Origin of the sequence: Oribacterium sp. HCP28S3_H8 (assembly GCF_052064775.1) — a bacterium.
In the GTDB taxonomy this organism is placed as follows: Bacteria; Bacillota; Clostridia; order Lachnospirales; family Lachnospiraceae; genus Oribacterium.
This window is the reverse complement of sequence record NZ_JBQHUZ010000015.1, coordinates 1-25066: the sequence shown is the minus strand read 5'-3', so window position 1 is coordinate 25066 and position 25066 is coordinate 1. Positions and strand designations below refer to the sequence as shown.

At 54.3% G+C, this 25066-nt stretch carries 34 protein-coding genes and 2 pseudogenes; 29 read left to right on the top strand and 7 right to left on the bottom strand.

Annotated elements, in window-relative coordinates; genetic code table 11:
- Positions 1–61: 61 nt before the first annotated feature.
- From ACTNEN_RS12690 to ACTNEN_RS12660, 7 genes are all read left to right on the top strand, one after another.
- Complete coding sequence (locus tag ACTNEN_RS12690; RefSeq protein ID WP_441206873.1) at positions 62–2254, top strand: DNA topoisomerase; 2193 nt, start codon at positions 62–64, stop codon at positions 2252–2254.
- 22 nt (positions 2255–2276) lie between these two features.
- Positions 2277–2543, top strand: a complete 267-nt coding sequence (locus ACTNEN_RS12685; RefSeq protein WP_441206872.1) for a hypothetical protein — start codon at positions 2277–2279, stop codon at positions 2541–2543.
- Between the two features lies 1 nt (position 2544).
- The gene (locus ACTNEN_RS12680) at positions 2545–2862 is read left to right on the top strand and encodes a hypothetical protein (RefSeq protein ID WP_441206871.1); all 318 of its coding nucleotides are present in this window, start codon (positions 2545–2547) and stop codon (positions 2860–2862) included.
- A 24-nt stretch (positions 2863–2886) separates the two neighbouring features.
- Positions 2887–3114 (top strand): hypothetical protein, encoded by a 228-nt coding sequence (locus tag ACTNEN_RS12675; protein ID WP_154572368.1) that lies wholly within the window; start codon positions 2887–2889, stop codon positions 3112–3114.
- 180 nt (positions 3115–3294) lie between these two features.
- Positions 3295–4338, top strand: coding sequence for an ArdC family protein (locus ACTNEN_RS12670; RefSeq protein ID WP_441206870.1), 1044 nt, complete (start codon positions 3295–3297; stop codon positions 4336–4338).
- A gap of 93 nt (positions 4339–4431) precedes the next feature.
- The gene (locus ACTNEN_RS12665) at positions 4432–4764 is read left to right on the top strand and encodes a hypothetical protein (protein WP_441206869.1); all 333 of its coding nucleotides are present in this window, start codon (positions 4432–4434) and stop codon (positions 4762–4764) included.
- Positions 4765–4773: 9 nt separating this feature from the next.
- Positions 4774–5229, top strand: a complete 456-nt coding sequence (locus tag ACTNEN_RS12660; protein WP_441206868.1) for a hypothetical protein — start codon at positions 4774–4776, stop codon at positions 5227–5229.
- Between the two features lie 45 nt (positions 5230–5274).
- Here ACTNEN_RS12660 and ACTNEN_RS12655 read toward each other — a convergent pair whose 3' ends face one another.
- The 7 genes from ACTNEN_RS12655 to ACTNEN_RS12625 all read right to left on the bottom strand — a co-directional run bounded on the left by ACTNEN_RS12655 (position 5275) and on the right by ACTNEN_RS12625 (position 9427).
- Positions 5275–5793 carry a hypothetical protein gene (locus tag ACTNEN_RS12655; RefSeq protein WP_154572372.1) on the bottom strand — a complete coding sequence of 173 codons (519 nt, stop codon included), beginning with the start codon at positions 5791–5793 and terminating at the stop codon, positions 5275–5277.
- Positions 5794–5803: 10 nt separating this feature from the next.
- Complete coding sequence (locus tag ACTNEN_RS12650) at positions 5804–6118, bottom strand: hypothetical protein (protein ID WP_441206867.1); 315 nt, start codon at positions 6116–6118, stop codon at positions 5804–5806.
- An 8-nt stretch (positions 6119–6126) separates the two neighbouring features.
- Positions 6127–7380: a relaxase/mobilization nuclease domain-containing protein gene (locus ACTNEN_RS12645; RefSeq protein WP_441206866.1), complete on the bottom strand. Its 1254-nt coding sequence runs from the start codon at positions 7378–7380 to the stop codon at positions 6127–6129.
- A 34-nt stretch (positions 7381–7414) separates the two neighbouring features.
- On the bottom strand, positions 7415–7822 hold the full coding sequence (locus tag ACTNEN_RS12640) for a plasmid mobilization protein (protein WP_441206865.1): 408 nt from the start codon (positions 7820–7822) through the stop codon (positions 7415–7417).
- A 409-nt stretch (positions 7823–8231) separates the two neighbouring features.
- The gene (locus tag ACTNEN_RS12635) at positions 8232–8453 is read right to left on the bottom strand and encodes a hypothetical protein (RefSeq protein WP_154572375.1); all 222 of its coding nucleotides are present in this window, start codon (positions 8451–8453) and stop codon (positions 8232–8234) included.
- Positions 8446–9018, bottom strand: a complete 573-nt coding sequence (locus tag ACTNEN_RS12630; RefSeq protein WP_154572376.1) for a ParA family protein — start codon at positions 9016–9018, stop codon at positions 8446–8448. The genes ACTNEN_RS12635 and ACTNEN_RS12630 overlap by 8 nt, the downstream gene beginning before the upstream one ends.
- Positions 9019–9178: 160 nt before the next feature.
- A complete protein-coding gene (locus ACTNEN_RS12625; protein WP_441206864.1) occupies positions 9179–9427 on the bottom strand; it encodes a hypothetical protein in 249 nt (82 codons plus the stop codon).
- A 256-nt stretch (positions 9428–9683) separates the two neighbouring features.
- On the opposite strand from ACTNEN_RS12625, the gene ACTNEN_RS12620 reads away from it, so the two are divergent.
- From ACTNEN_RS12620 to ACTNEN_RS12515, 22 genes and pseudogenes are all read left to right on the top strand, one after another.
- Positions 9684–10079, top strand: a complete 396-nt coding sequence (locus ACTNEN_RS12620; RefSeq protein WP_441206863.1) for a hypothetical protein — start codon at positions 9684–9686, stop codon at positions 10077–10079.
- 288 nt (positions 10080–10367) lie between these two features.
- Positions 10368–11345: a phage replisome organizer N-terminal domain-containing protein gene (locus ACTNEN_RS12615; protein WP_441206862.1), complete on the top strand. Its 978-nt coding sequence runs from the start codon at positions 10368–10370 to the stop codon at positions 11343–11345.
- Between the two features lie 142 nt (positions 11346–11487).
- Positions 11488–12321 carry an ATP-binding protein gene (locus tag ACTNEN_RS12610; RefSeq protein WP_154572380.1) on the top strand — a complete coding sequence of 278 codons (834 nt, stop codon included), beginning with the start codon at positions 11488–11490 and terminating at the stop codon, positions 12319–12321.
- A 157-nt stretch (positions 12322–12478) separates the two neighbouring features.
- On the top strand, positions 12479–12922 hold the full coding sequence (locus tag ACTNEN_RS12605; protein ID WP_154572381.1) for an RNA polymerase sigma factor: 444 nt from the start codon (positions 12479–12481) through the stop codon (positions 12920–12922).
- Positions 12909–13118 carry a helix-turn-helix domain-containing protein gene (locus tag ACTNEN_RS12600; RefSeq protein WP_154572382.1) on the top strand — a complete coding sequence of 70 codons (210 nt, stop codon included), beginning with the start codon at positions 12909–12911 and terminating at the stop codon, positions 13116–13118. Before ACTNEN_RS12605 ends, ACTNEN_RS12600 begins: the two co-directional genes overlap by 14 nt.
- 15 nt (positions 13119–13133) lie before the next feature.
- Entirely contained in the window at positions 13134–13331 is a 198-nt protein-coding gene (locus ACTNEN_RS12595; RefSeq protein ID WP_441206861.1) for an excisionase, read from the top strand.
- A gap of 101 nt (positions 13332–13432) precedes the next feature.
- The gene (locus ACTNEN_RS12590) at positions 13433–14662 is read left to right on the top strand and encodes a tyrosine-type recombinase/integrase (protein ID WP_441206860.1); all 1230 of its coding nucleotides are present in this window, start codon (positions 13433–13435) and stop codon (positions 14660–14662) included.
- Between the two features lie 140 nt (positions 14663–14802).
- Positions 14803–15300, top strand: a pseudogene (locus tag ACTNEN_RS12585) (lysine--tRNA ligase); the annotation flags it as partial.
- Positions 15301–15632: 332 nt separating this feature from the next.
- Positions 15633–15926 (top strand): DUF6462 family protein, encoded by a 294-nt coding sequence (locus ACTNEN_RS12580; RefSeq protein ID WP_270441751.1) that lies wholly within the window; start codon positions 15633–15635, stop codon positions 15924–15926.
- Positions 15923–16198, top strand: a complete 276-nt coding sequence (locus tag ACTNEN_RS12575; RefSeq protein ID WP_106612503.1) for a DUF6462 family protein — start codon at positions 15923–15925, stop codon at positions 16196–16198. Before ACTNEN_RS12580 ends, ACTNEN_RS12575 begins: the two co-directional genes overlap by 4 nt.
- A 154-nt stretch (positions 16199–16352) precedes the next feature.
- On the top strand, positions 16353–16556 hold the full coding sequence (locus ACTNEN_RS12570; protein ID WP_369125323.1) for a DUF6462 family protein: 204 nt from the start codon (positions 16353–16355) through the stop codon (positions 16554–16556).
- Positions 16553–17494 carry a ParB/RepB/Spo0J family partition protein gene (locus tag ACTNEN_RS12565; RefSeq protein ID WP_441206859.1) on the top strand — a complete coding sequence of 314 codons (942 nt, stop codon included), beginning with the start codon at positions 16553–16555 and terminating at the stop codon, positions 17492–17494. Before ACTNEN_RS12570 ends, ACTNEN_RS12565 begins: the two co-directional genes overlap by 4 nt.
- A gap of 233 nt (positions 17495–17727) precedes the next feature.
- On the top strand, positions 17728–18042 hold the full coding sequence (locus ACTNEN_RS12560) for a hypothetical protein (RefSeq protein ID WP_441206858.1): 315 nt from the start codon (positions 17728–17730) through the stop codon (positions 18040–18042).
- A 255-nt stretch (positions 18043–18297) separates the two neighbouring features.
- Entirely contained in the window at positions 18298–19572 is a 1275-nt protein-coding gene (locus ACTNEN_RS12555; RefSeq protein WP_441206857.1) for a DUF5688 family protein, read from the top strand.
- A complete protein-coding gene (locus tag ACTNEN_RS12550; protein ID WP_441206856.1) occupies positions 19569–19748 on the top strand; it encodes a hypothetical protein in 180 nt (59 codons plus the stop codon). Before ACTNEN_RS12555 ends, ACTNEN_RS12550 begins: the two co-directional genes overlap by 4 nt.
- 4 nt (positions 19749–19752) lie before the next feature.
- Entirely contained in the window at positions 19753–20661 is a 909-nt protein-coding gene (locus tag ACTNEN_RS12545; RefSeq protein ID WP_441206855.1) for a DUF6017 domain-containing protein, read from the top strand.
- The gene (locus tag ACTNEN_RS12540) at positions 20642–21052 is read left to right on the top strand and encodes a hypothetical protein (RefSeq protein WP_270441618.1); all 411 of its coding nucleotides are present in this window, start codon (positions 20642–20644) and stop codon (positions 21050–21052) included. Before ACTNEN_RS12545 ends, ACTNEN_RS12540 begins: the two co-directional genes overlap by 20 nt.
- Positions 21053–21063: 11 nt before the next feature.
- Positions 21064–21396 carry a hypothetical protein gene (locus ACTNEN_RS12535; protein WP_441206854.1) on the top strand — a complete coding sequence of 111 codons (333 nt, stop codon included), beginning with the start codon at positions 21064–21066 and terminating at the stop codon, positions 21394–21396.
- Positions 21397–21497: 101 nt separating this feature from the next.
- On the top strand, positions 21498–22022 hold the full coding sequence (locus ACTNEN_RS12530; RefSeq protein WP_441206874.1) for a PcfB family protein: 525 nt from the start codon (positions 21498–21500) through the stop codon (positions 22020–22022).
- 60 nt (positions 22023–22082) lie between these two features.
- Complete coding sequence (locus tag ACTNEN_RS12525) at positions 22083–23858, top strand: VirD4-like conjugal transfer protein, CD1115 family (protein ID WP_441206853.1); 1776 nt, start codon at positions 22083–22085, stop codon at positions 23856–23858.
- Between the two features lie 153 nt (positions 23859–24011).
- On the top strand, positions 24012–24548 hold the full coding sequence (locus ACTNEN_RS12520; RefSeq protein ID WP_441206852.1) for a hypothetical protein: 537 nt from the start codon (positions 24012–24014) through the stop codon (positions 24546–24548).
- 243 nt (positions 24549–24791) lie between these two features.
- Positions 24792–24920, top strand: a pseudogene (locus tag ACTNEN_RS12515) (Maff2 family mobile element protein); the annotation flags it as partial.
- Positions 24921–25066: the final 146 nt, after the last annotated feature.

Genomic DNA, 25066 nt, shown 5'->3' with positions numbered 1-25066 from the left:
CATAATCCTCCTGCTCATTCGCTGGGGGATTATGTAAAGAAAAAGGAGGAGGATTTCAATAATGCCAAACAAAACAAAGCAAAACTTTTCATTTCCTACAACACAACATAAGCTCGTCATTGCGGAGAAGCCGATGCTTGCCCGTGACATTGCCCGCGCCATCTGCGGGAGAAGCGTTTCAGAGAACGCGCCCCTCCCGATTTCCGGGAATGGCTATACCGTCATCGCCTGTGCCGGGCATCTCTTGCAGCTCGTGGAGCCGGAGGAGTTAAACCCTGCATGGGGGAAGCCGTGGTCTCTGGATGCGCTCCCGATTGAGGTCCCGGACTGGCCGAAGGAACCTGCACCGGACAAGAGGGAGCTGGTGGACCGAATCGCCGGACTTCTGGAAAAGGCGGACAGCGTCATTGCCGCCGGTGACCCGGATGATGAGGGACAGCTGATTGTCGATGAGCTGCTGGACTATCTGGGCTACGCGGGCAGGGTCGAACGTGTCTACGTAAACGACAACATTGAGAAAAACATCGTCCGGGCGTTCGGCCAGCTTGTGCCGAACGATGGCTGCCGTGGCGTTGGAAGGGCTGCCTACGCCCGTCAGATGGCGGATATGTGCTTTGGCGTAAACGAGACCCGTCTTGCGACGCTCCGGCTGCACACTCTCTGTACCGTGGGGCGCGTGCAGACTCCGACAATGGGACTTGTCGTTGCCCGTGACGATGCCATCGAACACCATACGAAGAGGAAGTATTTCGTCCTTTCCGCCGAGGGAGACTGCGGGGATGCCGGGGGAGACGTGACGTTCTGCTTCAAGCCGGGCAGGGAGCTTTTGGGGGACGAAAAGCATCTCTTCGCAAGGGAAGCGCTGGACCGGTTGAAGGAAAGACTGGATGGAAGGGAACTGACCTTCGAGACCACGGTCACGCGGAAGCAGGCATGCCCGCCGCTACCCTATAACCTCACCGTCCTGCTCGCGGACATGTCCAAGCGCTATGGGTTTGCAGCTGCAAAGACCCAGCAGATTACGCAGGACCTGCGCGACAAGTACAAGGCCATCACCTATAACCGCTCGGATTCACAGTACCTGAAGGAAGAGCACTTTCAGGACGCTCCGGCGGTCCTTTCGCAGGCGATGCAGAATCTGGGGACGGACTGGGCGCTCGATTTTGGCATCCGCTCCAAGGCCTTCAATGACGGGAATGTGACGGCGCACCACGCCATCATCCCGCAGGAAGCGGATGCGCCGGTCAGTCGGATGACCGGGGACGAGTCCAAGGTATACCGTGCGATTGTGGAGCGCTACGCGATGCAGTTCCTCCCGCCCATGGTCTATGACCTGAGTACGAGCACCTTCCCGGTGGAGGAAGGCACGTTCTCCGCAACGGCGAAGCGGGTTGTCTCTTACGGATTTCGGGAGACGTTCGGAGGGGACGCGCAGGAGGAGGGCGTGGATGCGGACCCGGACGCCTTGTGGGTGCCGGAAGGCAGCCATCAGCTCTGCGGGGTCCGTTGCACGGTCAGAGCAAAGGAAACCACGCCGCCGAAGCCCTACACCGAAGGCACGCTCATCATGGACATGGCCGCCATCTCCAAGTACGTCACGGACCCGGAGGTTAAAGCCATCCTCAAGAAAAAGGATGACGGCAAGAAGGGGGAGCACGGGGGAATCGGGACCACGGCAACACGGGCGGCCATCATCGAAAACCTCAAGAAGCGCGGGTATCTGGCAGAGCAGAAGGGAAAGGTCCACGCCACGGATAAGGCGAAGGCCTTCTACCGCCTGCTGCCGCCGGAAATCCGGGGCGCGGACGTGACGGCCCGGTGGTGGCTCATCCAGCAGAGCATCGCGGAGGGGAGCGATGACGTGAACGCCGTGCAGCGCAGCGTCATTCAGGTCTTCCGCAGCCACATGGCATCGGCCTATGCGGGAGAGAGCGTCGGCGCAAGCCGGACTTCTGTTGGGCGCTGCCCCGTCTGCGGGAAGGAGGTCGTGCAGTGCGGCAGGGCATATTCCTGCTCGTCAAACCAAAGCGAAAAGCAGGAGGACGGGACTTGGAAGCAGGTCTCCGGATGCGGATTCAAGATACTGCCCTTCTGCGGCAAGACGCTTACCCCGAAGCAGGCCGGAGGGCTGCTGGACGGCAAGTCGGTCTCCCTGAAAGGCTGCCGGTCCAAGGCGGGGAAGACATTCGATTGCAGGCTCAGCCTGAAGAAGGACGGCACACTTGCGGTAGCCTTTGCCGGCAAGAAGAAGTGACGGTCCGGGAAGGAGCAGGACGATGAAAATCGAGGTGCTTTACAAGTCCCATCGCTATGAGGAGTTTGACCCCTCCGTGCAGACCTGTTCGGAACCGTACCGTGCGAACGGCATCAACGTGCTCACGGATTGGAACCTCTATCTCGGTGCGCTGGAAGAGGAGGGCGTCGTGCTCGCGCAGCACTGGTACGAGGTCGGTGGCAAAGCAGCCCAGACCGTGCTGGATGGGGTCAGCGTTCCGCAAGGTCGGCTGCGCCCTCCTTCTGGTAGGCCCGGACGAGCTGGATAATGTGGTCTGGCTGAAGAAGGACGGCGAAAAGCTTCTGTGGCGCGAGGGAGAAGACCTCATCAATGGCGAGCGTTTCTTCGCCATGGAACAGCTCTGCTACTCGGACGCTATCACGCAGTCCGTGAACCGCAGGGCGATAGCTGTCTTTGATTACCTGCAAAAGGCCCACCCGGACATGCAGGAGGACGAGATTGCCCGGCTTATGGGCTACACCCTCCCTGCCATCGAGCGCATCCGCTCCGCCGAACTCGCGCAGGATGACGGCTTTGAGGATGAGGAGGAGGAGTCCGGTGCGGCAGGAGGGTATGATTTTTCCTAGCCGTGCAGTAGAAGGAGGAAAACCATGGCAGAGATACGCATTCCCAAGATGACGCCCGCAATCAAGGCCGGGTATTTCGTGCTCGGATTCTTTCTGAATCTGATAGGGGTGCTGATAGCCTGCATCGTCAACCGCAGGTCCCTGCCCGCCGTGCGCAGAATCGCCCTGCGCTACACGTTCTACGGTATCGCAGGTTTCTGCGCCGTCTACTTCGTCTTCGTGGCGGCCATGAAGGTAGTATGCCTGTTTTGAGTGCGCCATGAACCCATTGAAACCGGGAATCCCTTCCGGGCGGCTGAGAGCCGTTCTGCGGGCCATTTCGTCACTCGATGGGTTCTGACACGCATGAACTCTTTTTGGCCCCGCAGAACGGTTTCTGTGGGGCTGTTTTTCTACCGGGCATTTCCGATGAAATGAGGAGGAAGGATTGTTATGAGGAACCAGGAAAGACCGTCGCCGGTGGATATCGTCAACAGCCGCAGAGAGGAGGTAGTCCGCAAAATCATCCGTGACATGGGAGAGAACGGCCTTCAATGGTCCGCGCCCTATCTTCCGACCCTCAGCCCACGGAATCCGGTTTCGGGCACCGTCTATCGCGGCTCAAACCGGCTCCACCTCGCCTTTGTGGGTTACATGCGCGGCATTGAGGACAACCGCTGGTGCACGTTCAATCAGATTCGCGACAAAGGGTGGCACCTGAAAAGGGGGTCCAAGGCCGCGATTATCGAAAAGTGGAAGGACCTTCCCCTGACCGGGAAGAACGAGGACACGGGAGAAGATGAGGTAGTCGGCCATTACCTTCGTTGTGTCGGCTACTGGAACGTGTTCAACGCCGGGGATATCGACGGCATTCCCCCGGCACCGGAGGGGCCGCAGCACCAATCGGATTATACGGCGGGAATTGCCGAGAACCTGATTCGCTCCTCCCGTTGCCCGGTCAACGAGTCCAGCCTGTATACCGGCATGGCCGCGTACTCCCCGGGGAAAGACTGCATCCTGATTGCGCCGCGCGGCACGTTCCGGTCTGACGAGTCCTTCACACGGACCCTGCTCCACGAGATGACCCATTCCACGGGGCACCCCTCGGCCCTGAACCGGGAGTGCTCGGTCCGGTTCGGAAGCCCGGAGTATGCGGAGGAAGAGCTGGTAGCGGAACTCGGAAGCCTGTTTCTCTCCTCGGACCTCGGCATCCAGAATGCGGAGTTGGAGGGAGACTTCTACCGGAACCACGTTTCCTACCTGCAATCATGGATGAAGGCGTTGGAGAATGACCCCGCCTACCTGTTCAAGGCGGCAGGAAAGGCCGATAAGGCCGACACCTACATCTTCACCCGGTATGAGGAACAGCTGAAAAAGGACCGCGACAGCCCCGCTCCCGGGAGGAGGAACCGGGACTCTCCCTCAAGACGGAATCGACCGCCATGCTTGACGCATCCCGGGGGGTTAATACTGCGGGCGGGAGAGAATGGCGCGTAGAAGCGCGCTAAAAGAAAGCGTGGAGAAATTCCGCAGCGTATAGTATAATAGAAAAACAGAAAGAAAGAATGATAGTAAGAAAGGAGTATAGCGATGGCTACAGTGCAGACATCTCTTTGGCATTTTACAATCGAGTTCGACGAGAGAAAGGCCGCCGCGCACGGGACCACGGCGGAAGAGCTCTACGACCGCGTTGGGGCCTTCGTGGAGCCGTACGGCAACGTCCGCATCGGGCGCGGAACGTGGCAGGCGCGCGACGCGCGCTCCGGCTTCCGCGCGCAGTGCCCCGCCGTCTGCGACCTCTCCAAGCAGAAATGGGTCATGCAGAACGTGAGGAGCTGGGTGACGTTCGAGGGGGACGCACAGGGAGAGGACTACCTTGCCGTCATCGGCAGGGTCCGCCCGCGCCTTCTGTGTGCCGAGTAAGGCCACGGTATGGAATACGGCAGAAAAGAGTTTCACTTTGACCTTGACGTGGAGCTGCTGAAGCAGCACTACCCTTCCACCGACAACGCACAATCCGCTTACAAGAGGGCATGGTCGGATATCAAGGGGTTCATGGAATTGCATGGGTTTACCCATTCGCAATATTCCGGTTATGAGTCCGAGGGTCCCATGTCGTACATGGAAGCTTATGTTGTAGTAGACGAGTTGCATGAGGTGTTCCCATGGTTCGCCGAGTGTGCGCAGGCTGCCACGCTGACGGAAATAGGCGAGCGGCATGACGTGCTCGAATACCTCCATCGGAAGGGACCGGAGAACCCGAGGGACCCGCAGGGAGAGCGGGGCATCTCTCTTTACGGTGAGGTGTCGGAAGCGCGGGCCGCATCAGACGCGCTCGAAGAGCGCAGGGGGCAGGAACCAGACCTGCGTCATCCAAACGAGCGATAGAGGAATAGTAGCGGGCCAGTCCGGATGGGCTGGCCCGCTTTCAGCTTATGCGACAATCTGCCAGATGGCGTGTCCCAGAAGGCAGAGCGCGAGTATCAGGACCGTCCACTTCCCGTAGTAGAACAGCCTGTCTGGCAGGGTTATCATCCCGAGACGCTCGATGCGGCGGCGGGATTCCAGAACCAAGGTGTCGATGTATTTCCTGTTGCGTTCGGTTACCTCACCGATGCTCTTGACAGTCAGCTCCTCAGCATCCTTCTGCACCTTGCTGACGCCGCTTAACGCGGCGAGCTGTGCGACACGGGTGCTGTCTGCCGCATCGTTCCGCATGCGCTGCACCTCATCCAGCACATCCCTCATCTGGCTGAGCATCTGTCGCATCTGTTCGGCAGTCTGTTCGTTCTTTTCCGCCTGCCTGTCAATAGACTCCTGCACCTTCAGGAGTGCCCCAACGATATCGGAGCCGCTCAGCTCCTCTTCCGCAAGGGTGTTCTCGTCGTTCGCAGCGTCCGCGAAGCCTTCCTGATAAAGCTCGTTTGCCGCTTCCCTGCTCTGCATGGCCATTTTGACCTCCTTAACCGATTGCTTTGTTCTGCGCGCTGTCCTCGGCGGCCAGCGTGCGCATTTCCGACAGAAGTTTTTCCGGAGAAACACCCAGTGCGTCTGCGAGAGAGAAGAACGTTCCAAGATTCGGAAGACGGCGGAAGTCTTCGCAGTTCCTCATTGCGGCATAAAAGCCGGAAGAACTCATGCCGCTCGCGGCTATGACGCTGGCGAGGGGCATTTCCTGCCTTCTGGCTATCCTGTGTACGGCGTCCGGAAGGTGTTGCAGCTCCGGGTGGGCTTCACGCAGGCGTTGCATTTGTGTCCTGTGGGTCTTTGACACCATGTGGCTCCTTATCCTCGCTCGTCGTTTCTGTGCCCGGCGTCACGGGCGGCACCTCCACGCTGCCTTCCCTGTTCCACCTGTCCGCTACCGCCACGGGAGCGCCCTGTCTGAGACTTCCGCACAGGGGTATCGGCTGCCATTTCAGCCCTCAGCTCGTCCGCTCCACGCCAGTAGGCAAGCAGGTCTCTGCGAACCTCGCTGTCGTTTGCGATATCCTCCGGCGGACGCCTGAGCCTGAGCTTCGGAATTTCCTCCAAGGTCCGGCCCTTCATGGCATGGACCTCCCTGCGGTACTCCTGATACGCCTGCCGTATCTCGCCGAGATACTGCTTCGTGAGGTTCCGGACATGTGCCTGCGCTTCCTGCTTCTGCCGCGCCGTGTTTGCCGCGCTGGCTCCCCTCCCTCGTATATCCTTCGCGAGGTTGCTGCGGAAGGCTGCTTGAAGCCCCGTCTCGTCCAGCAGGGCATCGAGTTTTTTTATCGAGAAGGAGTAGCGGGCGTTGTCCCGGTCGGTTGCGTACAGCCTTCCGTTCCGGAACTGCGTATCGACGCCCCATGATTCCAGCTGCTCGCGGTACTCGTAGATGCTTTCCGCCTTCGTGGCGGCGAGACGGCACAGTTCGCGCAGGTTCGTCTTGTAGGAGGAACCGCCGCGTGCGGCGATTGCCCGCTCGACTTTGGATGGCTGCTTTGCGTGGACGGTAGAGTTCTTTGCACCCTCCTCCACCTGCCGTAGATTCCACGCCCCATCCATTGACCGAATCCGCTTTGCGCGCGCCCGCTTTGCATCCGCCCCGCGTCCCTCGTTCAGGCGGTTTCCGGTTGACAGGTCGCTGCGGTTGATGACCATGTGGACGGCGTAGCGGTGCGTCCCGTCCGCCTTGCAGAACTCGTTGTGAAGGGCCATGACCACCTGCTGGTGCGGATAGTAGGTGGAGATGTACTCCTTTGCGTACCGCATGCAGTCCTCGGGGCGGAGGGTTCCGCCGTTGAGGTCGCATTCGTCGGGATTGAAGCCGAGTATCTGGTGATAGAGAATCGTGTTCTTGGCGGTCTTTCCGTCTTTGCCTTTCCGTGATGCCTTGTTGTGACCGAAGCTCTCCCGCGTTTTGTCCATGAACCACGCCCAGCGTTTCAGGTCCGGGCAGAGGTCCATGTTCTGGCTGTCCCGCAGCAGAACCTTCTTGTCGTTGTTGATGTAGTTGCGCAGGTTCTTCTGATGGCGGCCGCTGGAAACGCTGGTCTGTTTGATGATGGTCAACGGCAAACCCCCTTTCTGCAAGAGCCGGGTTCTCTCACTGGAAATCCTTCTCCGCCGGAATTGCGCCGTCTTCTTTCATGATAAATACGTTGCCATTCTCGGCTTCCCGCAGCAAGGCGGAGAGTGCGTCTTCTACGGCAAGAAGCAAGTCGCACTCCCGGCTCAATACTTGTTCTGCGCGCTCGGCATCGAAGGCCTTTACCCCATAGGTGTTGAGGAACTTCATAAACTGGTTCAGGTTGACGCCCTGCTTTGTCAGCTCGAAAACGGCATCCCTGAGTGGCGTGGTGTCGATGACGTTTATCGTCCCGTCCCGCGAGTGGATGAGTGAATGACGCACGTAATCGGATGCCGTCATCCCCGCTTTTCTCGCTTTGCGCTTGATGGTTTTTCGTTCCTTCTCCGTCACGCGAACCTTCAGCCATATCTTTCTGTTCTCCAATCGCTTCTCCTTACTTTCCAAACGGTGCCGCCGCCGTTTACTAGATGAACGAAACCGGAGGGGCAGAATGCCGACTCCGGAATTTTCCGCCACGGAAAATCGGCGGTTTCTTTTCACTCACGGAAGGCTCCTAAAGCACTCCGCGAGCAAGATGGAAGGGAGGACAAAACTCCACTTTAGTGGAGTTTGTGGCCACGCTTCCTACATCTTGCAACTCGAAGAGCAGCGCAGCTGGTGAGCACTGATATTCTATCAGTGCGAGAGCATAAGGGAGGGAGGAAAACGGTGTGCCGCCGCACCGTTTTCCTCCCTCCCTTATGCGGGGTTTCCGGTAGCGCCGGAAACCAGAAAAGGCCGGGCGCTTTGTTTGCTCCGGCCTTTTCTTGGGTCTGCTCTCTGCGCGAAGCCTTTAGCCCAGTTCCCTTTTCAACAGACGGGTGATGAGCTGGGTCATGCTCTCGCCGGTCTCAAGGCGGTGCAGGCTCGCCTTGTAATGGAGGTCGGCAGGGATGCGGATGTTGAGAACCTTCATTTCTTCCTTTCCGTCTGACCTGCCGCGCTCTCCACGGTTTCTGATTTTCTCCTGCTCTCGCTTGGATTTTTCGGCTGATGCCATAAATGCATTACTCATGATGCTTCTCCGCTTCCTTCGTTACCTTGTCCGCCAGCTCTTCCAGTGCGGGGATGGCGTGACAGCGTTTGTTGTACTCTGCTACGGACTTTCCGGCTGCCGCCGCCCGGGACAGGGCTGCGGCACGTGGAATCTTGGCGAGGACCGGAATGCCTTCCTCTTCCAGATACGCCACCAGCTCGCGGTCAAGGCTTCCGAAGACATAGAAATTGTTTATCAAAAGGAAGATGCCCGCCTGTGTTCCGGATTCCCTCGCCAGCTCGTAGGTCCGCATGGTTGGTTCCATGTCCCGCGTGCTCGGAAGCATCGGAATCAGGATGAGGTCCGCATCGCGGCACCATTCGCGAATTCCGTCCTTGAGGACTCCGGCGGTATCTACTACTTGGAAGTCGCACTGTTCTGCCTGCTCCGGTTCCAGACAAGCTTCGTGTACGCTTCCTCCCTGCGGGTCGGTGGAGACGAACGCCACGGTCCTGCCCCGGCGCTCAAGCGCAAAAGCAAGCTCGTCGGCGATGGTGGTTTTCCCGACGCCGCCCTTCTGGTTCAGAAACAGAATCGTGAACATCTGTGTTCGTCCTTTCCGCCCGAAGGCAAATTCTTGAAATGTTACGCGGCTGAATCTGGCCCGGCGGCAAGCACCGGGCACCCGCCCCTTGCCTTAACCGCGTTGGTTGCCCGGTCGTTTTCCATAGTCAGTCTCCCTTGCCGCCCGCAGCGTCCTTCCGCTACCAGACCTTTTCCTCGCCGGTGTAGGTGTCGGTGATGACCGAACGGGCTCGGCTCCACGCCAGATGGAGTTCCTGTTCTCTGCAACGCTTCCAGAACGCAAGATAGCCATTCCCGGTGAAGCCGACCATTATCTGGTCTCCGGCCATGTCCATCCGGTCCTCTTCGAGAGTGGACTCAAGGTAGCCATCCATCACGGACCTGCCTTCCATGCCAGAAACCTCGCGAGTGTAGACGTAGCGTGCCATTCATGTCTCCTATCAGCCGCTTGCCATACTTCCATACTACAAATATAGCAAACTACCATTCTTGTAAAATAGAAAGGCAGTAACATCCACATCCTCTACACGCCCGCCAAGAGGTTCCTGCCGAGGAGAAGGACTGTCCGCCGCTTGAAGCAGTTTTCAATGCTTTCGATGGCCGTAGAGTTCCAAACAAAACTCGAAGGCCGTCGGAAGGGTTGGAAACTGCGAGCGTCAATGGCAAAATAGCAGGTGGTCCCGGATGAGAGAAAGGATTCTTATGGCCACAATTTCTGATTACGACGAGAAGATAGAAAAGAAGAAGGATGAAATCGTTCGGCTCGAAGCCCGCAGGAAAGCCCTTCTCCGAAAGGAGCGGGAGAGGGAGAGAAAGTGGAAGACGGCCTTCCAGAACACTATCGGGGAAATTGTGGTGCAGGCGGTCGGATGCGGATGGCAGGAGCTTGACCTTGAGCTGTTTCAGGCTTGGCTAGAGGAAGCCAGCCGCCGGTTGTCCTTTCGGAGTCCACGCCGGAGGATGCGAAGAAGCGCTGCGATGCCTTCCGCAGAAAACCGCCTGTCGACAGGAAGGCGGGCATGGGAGACGGGGCGTCAGATTTGCAATAGGTTTCGTAAGGGGAAAACAGACGCAACGTGAAAAGGCCAGCCGGGAAGGCTGGCCTTTTCTTGTCTGCCCCGGAACACAGTTCCAAGCAGAAAGGACGCTGCCTACTATAACGCACCGTCTTCACAGACGCAAGTTTTCGTCCTGGCTGGCACGGAGGACGCTTTTCACGTGTCACTTATGGGCGATGAAGGAACTGTGAACTGGAAACCATGCCCGGTTTGCGTGTAGAAAGATAGTATAGTAGCAACCTAGTAAAGTAGCATACAAGCACGATAGATTGCCCCGCATCTAGCAGAAAGGACAAACGAGATGGCTGGCATGAAATGGATAAAGCTTTCGACCAATATCTTTGATGACGAGAAGATTCTGCTCATTGAGACCCTTCCAGAGCACGACTCGATACTCGTCATCTGGTTCAAGCTCCTCTGCCTTGCTGGAAAGCACTGCACCGACGGCATCTTTCTCATGAACGACCGGATTCCCTACACGGACGAGATGCTGGCTGCGATATTCCGCCGGCCGCTGAACACCATCCGCCTTGCGCTTGCCACCTTCGAGCAGTACGGCATGATTGAAATCATCAACGACACCATCACGATGCCGAACTGGGAAAAGCACCAGAACATCGAAGCGATGGACCGGAAGAAGGCCGCCGACCGCGAGCGGCAGCGCCGCTTCCGAGAGAAGCAGCGCGAGCAGCTTATGGGCGGAGAGCTGATGATTGGGCAGGGGCTTCCCCGAAACGACGAAGGCGAGCTGCTCCTTGGGGAGACCCAGCCGAGACCGGCGGACAGTGAAGAAACGATGAAGGCAGGGCATGAAGAAATAGTGGAGTCGTGTGCAGCAAATTGTGGAGGAAAGATGGAGACAGGCAGCATTTCCCCAGCTCAGAGGGGTGTCACGCGTGACATACGCGTTAGTCACGCTCCCGTCACGCATACAGATGTAGATGAAGATGAAGAAAAAGAACATCTATCTCCATCTACAGCTGTAAGGACGGCTCCATCTCTGGAAGAGGTTCAGGAGTACTTTCACTCACACGGACTCTCCGTGGATGCGCGGAGGTTCTTTGAGGTCAACGAAAAGCGCGGCTGGGTCACTAAGAACGGCAGGCCGGTGGATGACTGGAAGAAGCTGGCGGAGACGTGGAATCTGCATGAGAAGCCGGCCCGTGCATCCCTGCCGTCTGGCGGCAGGACCCCCGCTTCGCGTGTTCCGACTCCCGAGGAGATTATGCGCAGGTACGGGTGCAGCCGGGAGCAGGCGGTGCAGATGCTTGAAGAGGACCTTTATTAAAAGAACCCCGCAGGAGCCTGTCAGGACGCATTTGACGCCCTGTTTCTCCCCCACATGAGGGGAAACACATGGCGTGGGCGGTTAACCCCACAGAACGGCTCTGAGCGTCTTGTCGGGCGATGCGGCAGAAAGGACAGCAGGTATGGGAACTGAGAAGGAAGGAACGGCTGCCGGTGCAGCCGGCAGGGCGGATTTTCGGAACGAGGACGGCATCCTCATCTGCGGGGTCTGCGGGAAGCCGAAGGAAATGCGCCTTCCCCCGATTTTTGATGAAAAGGAAGGACACATTGTCCATGTTCTCTGCGACTGCGAGAAAAGGAGGGAGCGGGAGCGGGAGGAGCAGGAGAAGCGTAAGGCCCTCGCCGAGAGGGCGGAGCGGCTTCGCAACGAATGTTTCCCGAACAGCGGGTTCTACAAGGTCTGCACCTTCCAGAAGGACGATGGGCGCAACCCGTTTCAGTCATCTGCCTGCCAGAGATTTGCTGCGACCTTCGACAGGCAGGACCCGAACGGCCTTCTGCTCTGGGGAGACGTGGGGACCGGCAAGTCGTTCATGTCCTCCTGCATCGCCAACGCTGTCATCGACCTCGGGTTTAGCGCGTTGCAGACAGATATCGGTTACATCGTGTCCACCATGGAATCGTCCTTCGAGGACCGGAGAAGAAATCTCGACCGGATTCTGGGCACGGACCTGCTGCTCATTGAAGACCTCGGCACGCAGCGCTGCACGGAGTACATGATGGAGCACGTGTTCACGGTTGTCGATGGCCGTTATAAGAACGGGAAGCCGATGGTGATTACCACGAACTTTACGCTGAATCGAATCTCCCATGCGAGGAGCGAGGACCCTTGGTGCCGCGTATTCGACCGCATCTTGGAGCGGTGCTTTCCCATCGAGTTCAAAGGAACGAACCGCCGCCGCGAGAACGGTCTGGAAATGCGGAAGGCGATGAGGAAGAAGCTGGGCATCGAGTAGCACCGGAAGGCTCTCTGCCGGGTTCCTGCAATCGCAAAATCCGTCCTAGCTTCAAGAAGCGTCCCTGCGGAAATCCCGCCGGGACGCTTCTGTTTTCAGACACTTTGGCAAAAACGCTCCTTGATTCCGTGAACTAAGTGAAGAAAGGAGGAACCAAATGATATCTGACAATGAGAAAAAGGCGGTCGTGCAGATGTTCTGCGCCTTCTGCAAGAAGACTCTGAAAAACGCGCGGACGGACCTGATGCGCGAGATGGCAAAGAACCAACGGAGGGAGAAGCTGTTTTCCGAGATGAGCGAAGCGGAACTCAATCGTCTCCGCGTCCCGGACGAGCAGGCGTTTCCGCCGGCTGAGGTTGTTTTCGAGGTCTGCGGGCTTTCCATCGGGGTTGTGGATGAAGAGCTTGCGGACGCGCTGGCGGTGTTGCAGGAGGATGACCGGTCCATCGTACTTCTCTCCTACTTCGCTGGATGGACAGACAAGCGCATCGCGTCCTTTTTGGGCCGCCCCCGCTCCACCGTCCAGTATCGCAGGTTTAAGGCACTTCGACAGCTGCGCATGCTGTTGAGGGGAGAGGAGGTTGACGATGTTGACGTATGAGACCGTGGCCGCCGCCACAAAAGGCTGCCTGCTGGAAACAACGGAAGTGCTGGACTACTTTGACGGGTTCATTGACCGGCTTTGCACCCATTCCTTCATGGACGCCGCCGGACATGTGGAGCGCGGGGTTGACATGTACATGAAATCCTACCTTCAAGGAAAGCTCCTCCGCGCGATTCTGCGTTTCAAGGTGTGAGGAAAGGAGGACACGATGAAGGCAGAGGTACCGATTTGGGAAAAGTCCAACCTGACATTGGAGGAAGCCGCCGCCTACTCCGGCATCGGGACCGGGAAGCTGCGGCAAATCACGGATGACGAGAACTGCAAGTTCGTGCTCTGGAACGGTAGCAAGCGCCTGATAAAGCGCCGTCTGCTCGACGAGTACCTTTCGAAGAGCTATTCCATTTGACCATTCTTTCAGAGATATTTCAGAAAACTGGACGTAGAAGCACGTGCTTGGTAAAATGAAAGCAGGTACGTGCTTCTGTCTTGTGGAAAGGAGACCACAAGATGGAAAGACGGAAAGATAACAAGCACAGAGTTTTGAAGGAGGGAGAATACCAGAGGAAGAACCAGACCTACGAGTACCGCTGGAAGGACGGGACGGGTGCAAGCCATTCCGTTTACGCTAAGTCATTGGACGAGCTTCGCGAGAAGGAAAACGCGGTTCGGAAGGACTCGCTTGACCACATCAGGGCGGATGCGAAAAACCTGACGATAAATGACCTGTTCGGCATGTGGAAGAAGCTGAAACGCGGGCTGAAAGATAATACGTTCTGCAATTACTGCTACATGTACACCGAGTTTGTTTCGACGGGGTTCGGCGAGCGCAGGATCCAGGACCTGAAACGGTCGGATGTGCGGAACTTCTACAACAGCCTTTCCGACAATCGGGGACTCAAGTCGGCAACCATCGACAACGTTCATACGGTCCTCCATCAGGTGTTGCAGGTGGGCGTTGAGGACGATTACCTCCGCTATAACCCGTCAGACAATGCCCTCCGGGAGTTGAAGAAGGCACATGCCGGGGATGGCTTGAAGCGCAGGGCCTTAACGCAGGAGCAGCAGGAGCTTCTGGAACGGTTTCTGAAAAAGCCGGGACCGATGCATCACTGGTACCCGATTGTAGAGGGCATGCTCTGGACGGGCATGAGGGTCGGCGAAATTACCGGCCTGCGATGGGAAGACGTTGACTTCGAGAAGAACGAAATCTCGGTCAACCACACCCTTGTTTACTATTCGCATCGGACAGAAAACACCGTCTGCACCTTTGCCATCAACACGCCGAAGACAAAGGCAGGGGGAAGAATCATTCCGATGGTTCCAAGGGTTCGGGAAGCTCTCCTAGAAGAGAAGCAGTTGCAGAAGGAGTTTGGGATAACCTGCAAGTCCGTCATTGACGGCTATACCGACTTCGTTTTTCTGAACCGTTTCGGCGAGGTATATCACCAAAGCACGGTGAACAAGGCGCTCCGCCGGATTATCCGCGATTGCAACTTCGAGGTGCTGGACAATGCGGCTAATGACGCCGAACCGGTTCTGCTGCCACATTTCAGCTGTCACTACCTGCGTCATACCTTTGCAACAAGAATGGTGGAGCAGGGAGTGAACGTGAAGGTCATGCAGGACGTTCTGGGGCACGCAGACGCGCAAACGACGATGAACATTTACGCGGACGTAACAAAGGACTTGCGGGACCGTGAGTTGCTGAATTTCTCTGATTCGTTTGGTAAAAAGTGATGCTTACCAACGGATTACCAACGATTTACCAAAAGTTATGGAGAGATACGAACACGTGTGGGATTTGCCCCCGGCGAACGACCTCTGGACAGGCAGTAACGAAGGGCTATGAAGGGTTACGAAGCTCAAGGGCACGTCTCCCGACACTCAAGTCCCTCAAGGCTGAAAACAATGAAGCACATGCGGACGAAAAGGACGGCGAAGAGAAGAGTTCCGAGGCTGTTTCTGATCAGTCCGGGTTCTTCACGCCGAACGAAAAGATCGATTTTGCCGGTGTGAAGATCGAGCCGCTGTTCCAGGATTTCGTGGATTTTGACACCTTCAGCAAGTCCGATTTCCGGGCGGTGAAGGTAAAAGAATGCTCGGCTGTTCCGAAGTCCAAGAAGCTCTTAAAGTTCGTTCTGGATGACGGTACGGGCACGGATCGCGTGATTTTAAGCGGTATTCACGCCTATTACGAGCCGGAAGAGCTGGTCGGAAAGACCCTGATTGCCATCACGAATCTCCCGCCGAGAGCGATGATGGGGATCGACTCCTGCGGCATGCTCCTGTCCGCGGTGAACGAGAAAAACGGCGAGGAAGAGCTTCATCTTCTGATGGTGGACAACCACATCCCGGCCGGCGCGAAGCTGTATTGATCCAGGGATAATCACGGGCGGAAAACCTGCGGATTTATACAACAAATCCAGGCCGATTTTTTGCAGTGACACCGGATTTACAACATTTGTGCAACAAAAAGTCAAATGACGGTACATCGTAACAGATGACAGTATAAAGTAAAGCGTACGTCCCAGTTTCAAAAACATTAAAGGCACTCCTTTTCAGAATCAATCTGAGAGGGGGTGCCTTTTTGCGTGCAAACAGCAGGAAAAGAGGCTGAAAAGCCTTTCATCCCTGTTTGAATAGCAGCCAGATGACGCAGATGCCTGTTATCCGGGCGTCTGCCCACAAATCCATAAGGAGGAAATGTATGGAACAGGAGTATCAGGACATCACAAGACCGAGAGAAGTCCGGGAAGAGGTGAAGAAGCTGCGTAAAAAGTTTCTTCGCTATCAGGAAGCGGAGGTCGTGTACAGCATCTCGCACCGCAAGCTCATCGAGCTCGCGGATCGGGCGGGAGCGCTGTACAGGATGGAAGGGACGGTGCTGATCAACCGCGATATTTTCGATGCCTATCTCGAGAATTTTCATGAGAAGACCAGGGGAATCGGTAAGCGCGGTTTGAGCAAAGAAGAGAGGCGGCGGAAGGAGGAGAAGCAGTGAGCGGGAAACTCTGGATGTTCTCGGATCAGCTGGATGATGAGGATTTGGAATTTGCAAGACACAGCTTCTTCCGCTATGCAGATGGAATCGCGTACTACAGACTGACGGAGAAGACGATTACCCGACTGGCAAAAGAAGCGGAAGCCATCTACAAGATTGACGGAAAGATGGTTCTTGTCCGGCGTGATCTCTTTGAGTCATATCTCAGAAAACAGTACAGGAAAACCGGAAGAGGACCGGGATTGGAGGAAAAGGATGAAAGCAGCAGATAAGGAAAAAGCGATGGCTAAAATGGAACGAAGGCTGGCGCCTGGAATGAAACCGGCAGCTTATGCGGCATCAGAGGAAAAACCGATCAGCAGAAAAACCGGGAGGGGCAGACTAGGAAACGGCAAAACGCAAGAGAAGAAAACCGGGAAAGAAGCCGTGAGGGAAACGCTGGCAGCGAGAAAAAAGATTTACGTCAGGTACAAGGAAGGAGCGGCACTATACAGCATGGGGCTGTCCAAGTTTCAACAGATGGCGCATGCTGCCGGAGCGGTTTATAAGGCAGACAAAGCCTGCTTTGTAAATCTGGAAATATTTGATGCATACTTTCAGACCTTCCGGCTTGATGAAGGAGGCAGATGATGGACAAGGAGAAAACGATGAACGCACAGGATAAAAGTGCAGCGACGCAGATTTCCATTCGTCAGATTCATCCCTTCCGGAATCATCCCTTCAAAGTGCTCGATGATGACCGGATGAAAGACCTTGTTCAGAGCATCAAGGACAATGGAATCCTGAATCCGGTTCTGGTGCGTCCGGATGAACAGGACGGATTTGAAATGATTTCCGGGCATCGGAGAATGCACGCGGCAAAGCTGGCGGGCCTGACCACCGTTCCGGCGATCATCAAGGAGATGACGGATGATGAAGCCGTCATCGCGATGGTTGACTCCAATATGCAGCGGGAGGAGATCCTTCCGAGTGAGCGGGCATTTTCCCTGAAGATGAAGATGGACGCGATGCACAGACAAGGAGCTCGGACGGATCTGAAACGGAATAGTTCCGAAATTGGAGCTGAGACGAATGGCGATGAAACTTATGGCACTGAGTGCCATAAGTTGGTTGGTCTATCGGTGAAGGACAGAAAAACCAGAGAAGAAATCGGAGAATCAATGGGGCTTCGCGGCCGACAGGTCCAGAATTATATTCGCCTCACGGAACTTACAGAGGATCTTCTGAATCTTGTTGATCAGAAAAAACTCTCTATTGTATTAGCGGTAGAAATATCTCGCTTCAGCAATGAACTGCAGAGAAGTCTGTATTCCTATATTCAGAAGAATGGGATGATCAAGAAAACTCAGCTTGACGCACTGAAAAAGTTTAATTATGAGAATCTTACGGAATTCAGCGTGACGCAGGTGTTAAATGATGCCGTTTCAACAAAGGAAGACGATGGCAAAGTTGTGCTTTCGAGGCGGGAGCTGGACAAATATTTCTCTAAGACAGTGGAAACGGACAAGCGGAAAGAAGTCATCCTTGATCTTCTGGATCGATGGAAGCGGGGACAGAAGAGACCCTGAACAGGCGGATGTTCGGTTGACGTAATGCAGGGGCCGTGTCAGGAATTCTGACACGGTTCTTGTGGATTTCATAAAAGAGTTCCTTCATAATTTATGTAGAAGCAAAGTCCGGATAACAGTTGCCGTCGGCATAGTTCCCGGCGCACAGATCGAACCGCGCATGAGAGATCATTCCCGATGCTCCGGTATATGCAATGTATTCAGGAAACCGGACGACGGATAGGAGGTTGAAGATGAAGGTGCTCTGCGTTTTGGGTTTTGTGCTGCTACTGATGTTGAAAATCGTCCTGCTTCCGGTTCGGGCGCTGCTTGGCCTTCTCGATCTTTCCCTGGAATTTGTAGGGAAGATCGTCTGTAGAATTGGAGAAATTTTTGGAACCATTTTCTTATTGATCGTGGTCATCAGCCGTATCTGTGGCGATGTTTCCAACACAGCGTTCCTGGAGGGACTGATTTTTGCCGTCCTCGCCGCCGTTATTCCACGAGTACTGTACATCCTCGGCGGAAGTCTGATTGCTGGAATTCAGGGTTTATTGCGGCAAATCTGAATGCACTTTTGGTGAAAAATGTCATGCCGTGAGAAATGTTCAAGGATGTTGAGAAAATGTCTATCTGCTGTCTATTGAGGCGGTTCTAAACCGGTGATAGTATTAGGATAGATAAATGGAAACGGCGAATGCCGGCGGCCATTTATTTTTCTTTTGCAAAAGAATAGGGAACGATAGACGTGAGCGTCAACCTGCGGAGTAATCTGCGGGCTGGCGCTTTTTTCATGCCCGGATTTCTGGAAAGGAGGCAGATTCATGCGTTCCATTGGAGAAAGGCTGAAGGAATGGAGGCAGGCGGCGGGTATGAAGCAGGATATCGCCGCCATGCGGATGGGCATGTCAAGAACTACGCTGAGCGCGATTGAAGCGGGAAAGCGTGAAGTGCTTGCTAAGGAAATTCCAGGATTTGTGAGCCTCTATGGAAAATCCCCGGAGGAGCTCCTGGAAGGAATCAATGGAAAGGAGGACAGCGGAATAATGACAGAGGATATGGAACAGTTTGCGGACCGTGTGACAGATGAACTGATTGATCGTCTGGATGAGCGGGGCATCAACAACATTTCCATGGCTGTACACGATGTGAGACATCAGGAAGAAGAGCATACGGAAGTATCGATTCACGAGAGAGCTTCCGGTATTCAGGTGAATGTAAACCTGTCGGACATGCAGGAAGAAGTCAGGAACGGAGGGGATTTTAACGATATCGTTTCCCGCGCAGCGGATCAAATTGCCGACAGAATCGGCATGGCGCAGAAGATTGATCTCTCTACCCTTGGTGATTACGAACAGATTAAGGACAGACTCATCATGGAGATCGTTTCGACAGGCGGAAATAAGGAGACACTGGAGAAGGCTCCCCATATGGAGATGGAGGATCTCTCTGTGGTCTATCGTATTTTCCTTGGAGAGAACGAGCTGGGCAGAAATACCGTACTGTTGACCGATAAGATGCTTGAACATTATGGTGTCTCCCCGGAACAGTTAAGAGCGGATGCCGGTGAGAGTGCGCCTAAGCTTTTTCAGCCTGTAATTAAACCGATCTCCGAAGTGCTGGGGATGCCAATGGAATCGGGAGCAGAGGACACATTGTATGTGGCCACTGTGCAGGGGATGAATTATGGCGCCGGCGTCTTGGCGTATCCCGGATTTCTGGACGATGCAGCAGAAAAGCTTGGAGGCGATTTCTTTATTCTTCCCTCCAGTATTCATGAAGTCCTGCTGATGAGGGATGATGGCGGAATCAAGGCACAGGAACTGCAGGATATCATTTCTAGCGTCAACAAGAGTGAAGTGATGCCGGAGGAACGTCTTTCCGATCATGCTTACCGGTATGACACCAAAGCGCATGCGTTTGAACTTGCCGAGCGCTTCGAGGCGCGGAAGAGAGAAAATCCGGAGCATACTGTCGAAGATGGAAGAGAATCCGTGCTGACAAAGCTGCAGGACAAAAAATCTGAAGCTGCAGTAAAGCAGCCAGCAAGAGATACGGCAGTCAAAGCCAGCCGTATGAGGGGAGGCGAGGCGATATGAATGAGGCGATTGCAATTGAAACCCTGCAGAAAACTCCGCCGAAGAAATATCCGCAGCCGGAACTTTATCCGGTCAACTGCGGTCATCCCTGCTGTTACGGACATGGACATCCCTTCTGCTTTCCCTGTATGAAGAAGATTCTGGAGGAACATCAAAAAAACAGGAAGGAGCAGTAAAGCTTTGCCGTACGACTACTTTTATGAGGAGCAGTCGGAACAGTTCTCATTTTATCGGATCCCGAAGGCACTAATGACGGAGAAAGCATTTGACGGACTCTCCGGGGACGCCAAGATTCTCTATGGTCTCTGCCTGGATCGCGTCTCTTTGTCGAGAAAGAACCGATGGGTGGACGCGGCAGGCAGAGTTTATATCTATTACACGCTGAACAGCATAATGGAGGATGTCGGATGTGCGGTACAAAAGGCGGTAAAACTTCTCGGAGAACTGGAAAAATACGGACTCATTGAGCGCGTCAGGCAGGGACAGGGCCGCCCGTCCCGGATCTATGTGAAGAACTTTCTTCCACCGCTTCGGAACTCAAAGAACAAGGACTTTGAAAATCATAGTTCCGAAACTTCCAAAACCAAAGTTCAGGGACTTCGAATATCAAAGGGGAATAGTACTGAGAAGAATAATACAGATATGAATGATACGAATCGAATCTTATCCGGGATGGGATGTGATGACGATTCGAGAGAGCAGTATCGGGAGTACTTTCGGGAAAAGCTGGCTATTGAGGATCTGAAAGAGCGCTATCCCTATGACCGGGAGACATTGGACGGGATCGAGGAGCTGATCCTTGATGTGGTCTGCAGCGGGAAAAAGACCATCCGAGTGCAGGGAGAAAATTTCCCGGCAGGAGTTGTGAAGAGTCGTTTTATGAAGCTTCGTTTTGACCATATCGAATATGTCATGGAGCAGTTGCAAAAGACAACGACAGACATCCGAAATATCCGCCAGTATATCATTGCCGCTCTCTATAATGCGCCCTGCACCATTGACAGCTACTACAGACAGGCGGTCAGGCACGATTTCGCCTACCCGGAGGATAAAAAGGAGGCAATACAAGATGAAGGACATACACTTTGAAACCAATTTGGATCCACTGAAAGATGGCATGGTTTCTACCAGAGAAGATCTGGACAGACTGAGCCGCCATGCCGTTATTATTGGAACGAATGGCCGGTATCGTAAGGTTTCCATGAAGGAAGCCGGGAGCATTATGGAATCCATGCAGGGTTGCTCGGCGACAATGCTGGTTGGCGAGGAGAATTTTGCTGTCGTCTACAATGTGGAAAAGACATTCCGGATGGACGGCAATATCTTTCTTGTGGGCAGCTTTCTGGTTATGAAAATGGAAGGGCAGCGCATGTTCCCTCTTTCTGACCGGGATCTTGGACGGCTGTTCATGATCCTGGCTGGAAAAATGGAGGAATTCCGGAACGGGGATGAAGTGTTCGATGCACTGCGGATCGAGTAGGAGGCGAAAAAGTGAGCAGAACCATACCTAGAGCTTATGTCACAGCGGCGTGGAATGATAATCCGGTGGTTGCGAAGGATGATGCGGTGAAATACTGCACCGCGCTGGTTAAGGAAGGATATCTTCCCCTGTGTCCGATCCTGGCTTTTGACGGGATTTTTCCGGCGGATGTGGAGGATGCACACAAGAGAAAGCGCGAGATGACGGAGGATATGCTTCGGCGCTCGCGTTTTCTTGTGATCTGCGGGGATGCGCGGAATGAGGAAGTAAGAGACGACATCGCCATCGCAAGAAAGGCGAAGGTCATCGTCACAACGCTAAATGGCGTGATCGGCTATGTGTAAGCGGCTGCCGCTGATTCCTGAAAGTGGCATCAGTGGGTCATCGGATATGGAGACTTTGAAGAGAAGCAAAGGAAGCTGCCGGGAAGGAGGTGATCGCATTGATGAATGAAGAGGTTGCAAGAGAAACAGTTGAAATTGCGGCTAGACCGTTGAAACAGTCAGGTCAGTATTTTATCCGGAGGGTCGTGCAGATGGACGAGAAGGCCCTGCTGAAACTGATTGAACTTATGAAAACAGCGCCGGGGAAAGTGGTGGAGATGCTGAATGGACCGGGCAAAGAGATGTCCGTCAAGGAGCTCCTGAAAAAAGACGAGGGAGCAAAAAATATCGACATCGCGGAGCTTGGCATCGGCGATTTCAAGCCAATCGCAAGGCGCTACGGCATGGACTTTGCCGTTGTAAAGAGCAAATATCTGGACCCGCCGAAATACACAGTTTTCTTCAAGGCAAGAGATGCTGACACGATTGAAAAAGTCATGAATGAGTATTCGGCAAAGTGCATGAAGCGGAAGAATGAGATCGGCAGAGAAAAGCCGAGCCTTCTTGCGGCTCTGAAGAAGTTGAAATCGATGGTCCTGTCAGCTCCGAGAAAAGAGGTCGAGAAGAGGAAGGAGGAAGTGCGATGAATTTTTCTGAAGCACCTCTGCCAGGTGAACATCCGGCATTACAGGAAGGGAGGATTTTGATTGAATGGCAGTAAGTGGAAGAAAACGCTGATTCTCTGCCTTCCTTACATTATCGTTGGCCTGCTCTGCACAAACCTTGGCGAGGCATGGAGACTGGCAGAGGGTATCAATGCATCGGAGAAACTACAGGATGTTTTTAAGAGCGGAACACTGCAGATGGCATTTCAAAATCTGCTTCCCAGCCTCTATCCGTCGGATCTGATCGTTGGTATTGTCTGCGGAGCGGCACTGCGGCTGGCTGTGTATATGAAAGGCAAGAATGCGAAGAAGTTCCGGCAGAACGAAGAATATGGCAGTGCCCGCTGGGGAACTCACGCAGACATCGAGCCGTTCGAGGATCCGGATTTTGAAAACAACGTGATTCTGTCCCAGACAGAGCGGCTCACGATGAGCAGCCGCCCTCCGGTCCCGAAGTACTCGAGAAACAAGAATATTCTTGTCGTCGGTGGCTCGGGATCAGGTAAAACAAGGTTCGTCCTGAAACCGAACCTTCTTCAGTGCTGCTCAAAAAAATATCCTGTCTCTTTTGTGGTGACGGATCCGAAAGGGAGTATCGTCAACGAATCCGCCCACGCCCTGGTGAAAAATGGCTATGAGATCCGGATCTTCAACACAATCAACTTCCATAAGTCTATGCACTACAATCCATTTGCCTACATCCATGATGAAAAGGACATTCTGAAGCTTGTTACGACATTGATGGCCAATACAAAGGGCGAGGGAAACGGTGGGGATCCGTTCTGGGAGAAGTCGGAAAAACTGCTTTACACGGCACTGATCGGCTACATTCACTATGAGGCACCGATGGAAGAGCAGAATTTCACAACACTTCTTGAAATGCTCAACTCCATGGAGGTTCGAGAGGATGACGAAACGTTCAAGAATCCGGTGGATCTTCTCTTTGATGAGCTGGAACAGAAGGAGCCGGATCATTTTGCAGTCCGTCAGTATAAAAAATACAAACTGGCGGCGGGCAAGACCGCGAAATCAATTCTTGTTTCCTGCGGTGCCCGCCTTGCTCCGTTTGACATCAAAGAACTGCGGGAGATCACCGCATATGACGAGCTGGAGCTGGACACACTGGGAGACAGGAAGGTGGCTCTGTTTCTCATCATGTCAGATACAGACTCCACATTCAACTTTCTGATCAGCATGATCTACACACAGATGTTCAACCTGCTCTGTGAGAAGGCGGATGATGTCTATGGCGGAAGACTCCCAGTGCATGTCCGGTGCCTCATCGACGAGATGGCAAACATCGGTCAGATTCCGAACCTGGAAAAGCTGATGGCAACGATCCGATCCCGTGAGATCAGCGCTGTTCTCGTGCTGCAGGCAAAGTCGCAGCTGAAGTCCATCTACAAGGACAATGCAGATACCATCATCGGCAACTGCGACTCGCAGATTTTCCTCGGCGGTTCGGAGAAGACGACGCTGAAGGATCTCAATGAGTCCCTGGGCAAGGAAACCATCGACATGTACAACACCGGGGAGTCCCGCGGGACTTCTCAGTCCTACAACATGAATTACCAGAAGCTCGGGCACGATCTGATGAGTGTGGATCAACTGGCGGTTCTGGACGGCAGCAAATGCATCGTACAGGTGCGCGGCGTGCGGCCGTTTCTGTCCGATAAGTATGATCTCACGAAGCATCCGAACTACAGACTCACTGCAGATTACGACAAGAAATACTGGTTTGATGTCGAGAAATACCTGAACCATCGGATGACACTGCGGGGAGATGAGCGGTATCAGGTATTGGAAACCGCTCCCTGAGCAGAAAAATTGGCAAATTGGCAGTTCGGCAGCATAAGGACAAATGTTTCGGATCTGACCGGAAGGAGTATAAGACTTGAGAAAGAATACGGTAAGTTTTGCGCTTGTCAGGGCTGACAGGCGTTTTATTTTGCCTAAATGGAGGAACTACGGATGGCAGAAGAGCAGACGTTAATGCCGGGAGATATCCCGGATTGGGTGAAGGAAGCAGAGGAGCAGATGAAGGCGGGTGATTTTCCGGTGGCACAGGAAAAGAAGGAGATTTCGATCAAGTTTGGAAAGGGACTGGTCGGTGAGCCGTTTACATCAAAGAGTGGGCATCCGTTCGTTGAAGTGAAAATTCCAAATGTGGATCCGGCGGATAAATCGCCGTGGGCATCTTTTGTGATTTCGCCAAAGATGATTCATGAGAACCAGTTTGGCAAGGGCGTGTGGATGAAGCTTCCGGAGGACGGGACAACGAGGATCAGCAAGCCGGTGATCACGGGAACCGGGCCAGACGGAAAGAAGATCTGGGGCAGGGATGTGCGGGAGATTCCGAACCCGGAACTGAAGGCGATGCTGGAGGCGTACAAGAACAGAGATCGGAGTTCGATCCTTGGCGCATTGAAGGAAAAGAAGGGAGAGGCCGCCAAGGCACCTCAGGCAGAAAAACAGACAAGATCCAAGCGATCTGTCCCTGAGAAGTAGCAAGCGGTCTGACAGAAGCACAGAAGATACACAATAGGAATGCGAGGGAGCAGATGAAATGCAGAGCAAGATCCCCTACCGACGGGGATAAGGGAAGGCATCCGAACAGAAGAATCGTAACTTTTCAACGAGCTGACTGAAAGGCCAGCTCTTTTCTTTTCCAGAGCAGAGCTGAAAGTGCACCGGTTCTGGAAATTTGCAGCATTACAACATTCAATATCGTAATCACAAGGAGGATTTATTATGGCATTTTTCAACAGCGCAGTTGGCGTTCTGCAGACTCTTGTTATCGCACTCGGCGCAGGTCTTGGCATCTGGGGTGTCGTAAACCTGATGGAAGGGTATGGCAATGACAACCGTGCGACACGTTCGTAAGTGAAAAGCTTGCGCACAAAGTCGAAGGGCACTGACCCGAAAACTTTGGAGAACTGATATTCCGATTGGTGAAATGAGGGAGTAACGCCCTGAAGCGCCTACCTAATACTCCGAATGGCAGGAAACCATGCAACAGGTTTCCC

Excerpts from the sequence above, each read along its gene's own strand:
- ACTNEN_RS12665 (WP_441206869.1), top strand. The coding sequence starts at position 4,432 with ATGGCTACAGTGCAGACATCTCTTTGGCATTTTACAATCGAGTTCGAC.
- ACTNEN_RS12550 (WP_441206856.1), top strand. The coding sequence starts at position 19,569 with ATGAATGAGGCGATTGCAATTGAAACCCTGCAGAAAACTCCGCCGAAG.
- ACTNEN_RS12540 (WP_270441618.1), top strand. The coding sequence starts at position 20,642 with ATGAAGGACATACACTTTGAAACCAATTTGGATCCACTGAAAGATGGC.
- ACTNEN_RS12595 (WP_441206861.1), top strand. The coding sequence starts at position 13,134 with ATGAAGGCAGAGGTACCGATTTGGGAAAAGTCCAACCTGACATTGGAG.
- ACTNEN_RS12600 (WP_154572382.1), top strand. The coding sequence starts at position 12,909 with ATGTTGACGTATGAGACCGTGGCCGCCGCCACAAAAGGCTGCCTGCTG.
- ACTNEN_RS12675 (WP_154572368.1), top strand. The coding sequence starts at position 2,887 with ATGGCAGAGATACGCATTCCCAAGATGACGCCCGCAATCAAGGCCGGG.
- ACTNEN_RS12605 (WP_154572381.1), top strand. The coding sequence starts at position 12,479 with ATGATATCTGACAATGAGAAAAAGGCGGTCGTGCAGATGTTCTGCGCC.
- ACTNEN_RS12555 (WP_441206857.1), top strand. The coding sequence starts at position 18,298 with ATGCGTTCCATTGGAGAAAGGCTGAAGGAATGGAGGCAGGCGGCGGGT.
- ACTNEN_RS12670 (WP_441206870.1), top strand. The coding sequence starts at position 3,295 with ATGAGGAACCAGGAAAGACCGTCGCCGGTGGATATCGTCAACAGCCGC.
- ACTNEN_RS12650 (WP_441206867.1), bottom strand. The coding sequence starts at position 6,118 with ATGGTGTCAAAGACCCACAGGACACAAATGCAACGCCTGCGTGAAGCC.
- ACTNEN_RS12565 (WP_441206859.1), top strand. The coding sequence starts at position 16,553 with ATGATGGACAAGGAGAAAACGATGAACGCACAGGATAAAAGTGCAGCG.
- ACTNEN_RS12685 (WP_441206872.1), top strand. The coding sequence starts at position 2,277 with ATGAAAATCGAGGTGCTTTACAAGTCCCATCGCTATGAGGAGTTTGAC.
- ACTNEN_RS12520 (WP_441206852.1), top strand. The coding sequence starts at position 24,012 with ATGGCAGAAGAGCAGACGTTAATGCCGGGAGATATCCCGGATTGGGTG.
- ACTNEN_RS12690 (WP_441206873.1), top strand. The coding sequence starts at position 62 with ATGCCAAACAAAACAAAGCAAAACTTTTCATTTCCTACAACACAACAT.
- ACTNEN_RS12630 (WP_154572376.1), bottom strand. The coding sequence starts at position 9,018 with ATGTTCACGATTCTGTTTCTGAACCAGAAGGGCGGCGTCGGGAAAACC.
- ACTNEN_RS12615 (WP_441206862.1), top strand. The coding sequence starts at position 10,368 with ATGAAATGGATAAAGCTTTCGACCAATATCTTTGATGACGAGAAGATT.
- ACTNEN_RS12625 (WP_441206864.1), bottom strand. The coding sequence starts at position 9,427 with ATGGCACGCTACGTCTACACTCGCGAGGTTTCTGGCATGGAAGGCAGG.
- ACTNEN_RS12660 (WP_441206868.1), top strand. The coding sequence starts at position 4,774 with ATGGAATACGGCAGAAAAGAGTTTCACTTTGACCTTGACGTGGAGCTG.
- ACTNEN_RS12610 (WP_154572380.1), top strand. The coding sequence starts at position 11,488 with ATGGGAACTGAGAAGGAAGGAACGGCTGCCGGTGCAGCCGGCAGGGCG.
- ACTNEN_RS12580 (WP_270441751.1), top strand. The coding sequence starts at position 15,633 with ATGGAACAGGAGTATCAGGACATCACAAGACCGAGAGAAGTCCGGGAA.
- ACTNEN_RS12560 (WP_441206858.1), top strand. The coding sequence starts at position 17,728 with ATGAAGGTGCTCTGCGTTTTGGGTTTTGTGCTGCTACTGATGTTGAAA.
- ACTNEN_RS12590 (WP_441206860.1), top strand. The coding sequence starts at position 13,433 with ATGGAAAGACGGAAAGATAACAAGCACAGAGTTTTGAAGGAGGGAGAA.
- ACTNEN_RS12655 (WP_154572372.1), bottom strand. The coding sequence starts at position 5,793 with ATGGCCATGCAGAGCAGGGAAGCGGCAAACGAGCTTTATCAGGAAGGC.
- ACTNEN_RS12530 (WP_441206874.1), top strand. The coding sequence starts at position 21,498 with ATGAATGAAGAGGTTGCAAGAGAAACAGTTGAAATTGCGGCTAGACCG.
- ACTNEN_RS12635 (WP_154572375.1), bottom strand. The coding sequence starts at position 8,453 with ATGAGTAATGCATTTATGGCATCAGCCGAAAAATCCAAGCGAGAGCAG.
- ACTNEN_RS12620 (WP_441206863.1), top strand. The coding sequence starts at position 9,684 with ATGAGAGAAAGGATTCTTATGGCCACAATTTCTGATTACGACGAGAAG.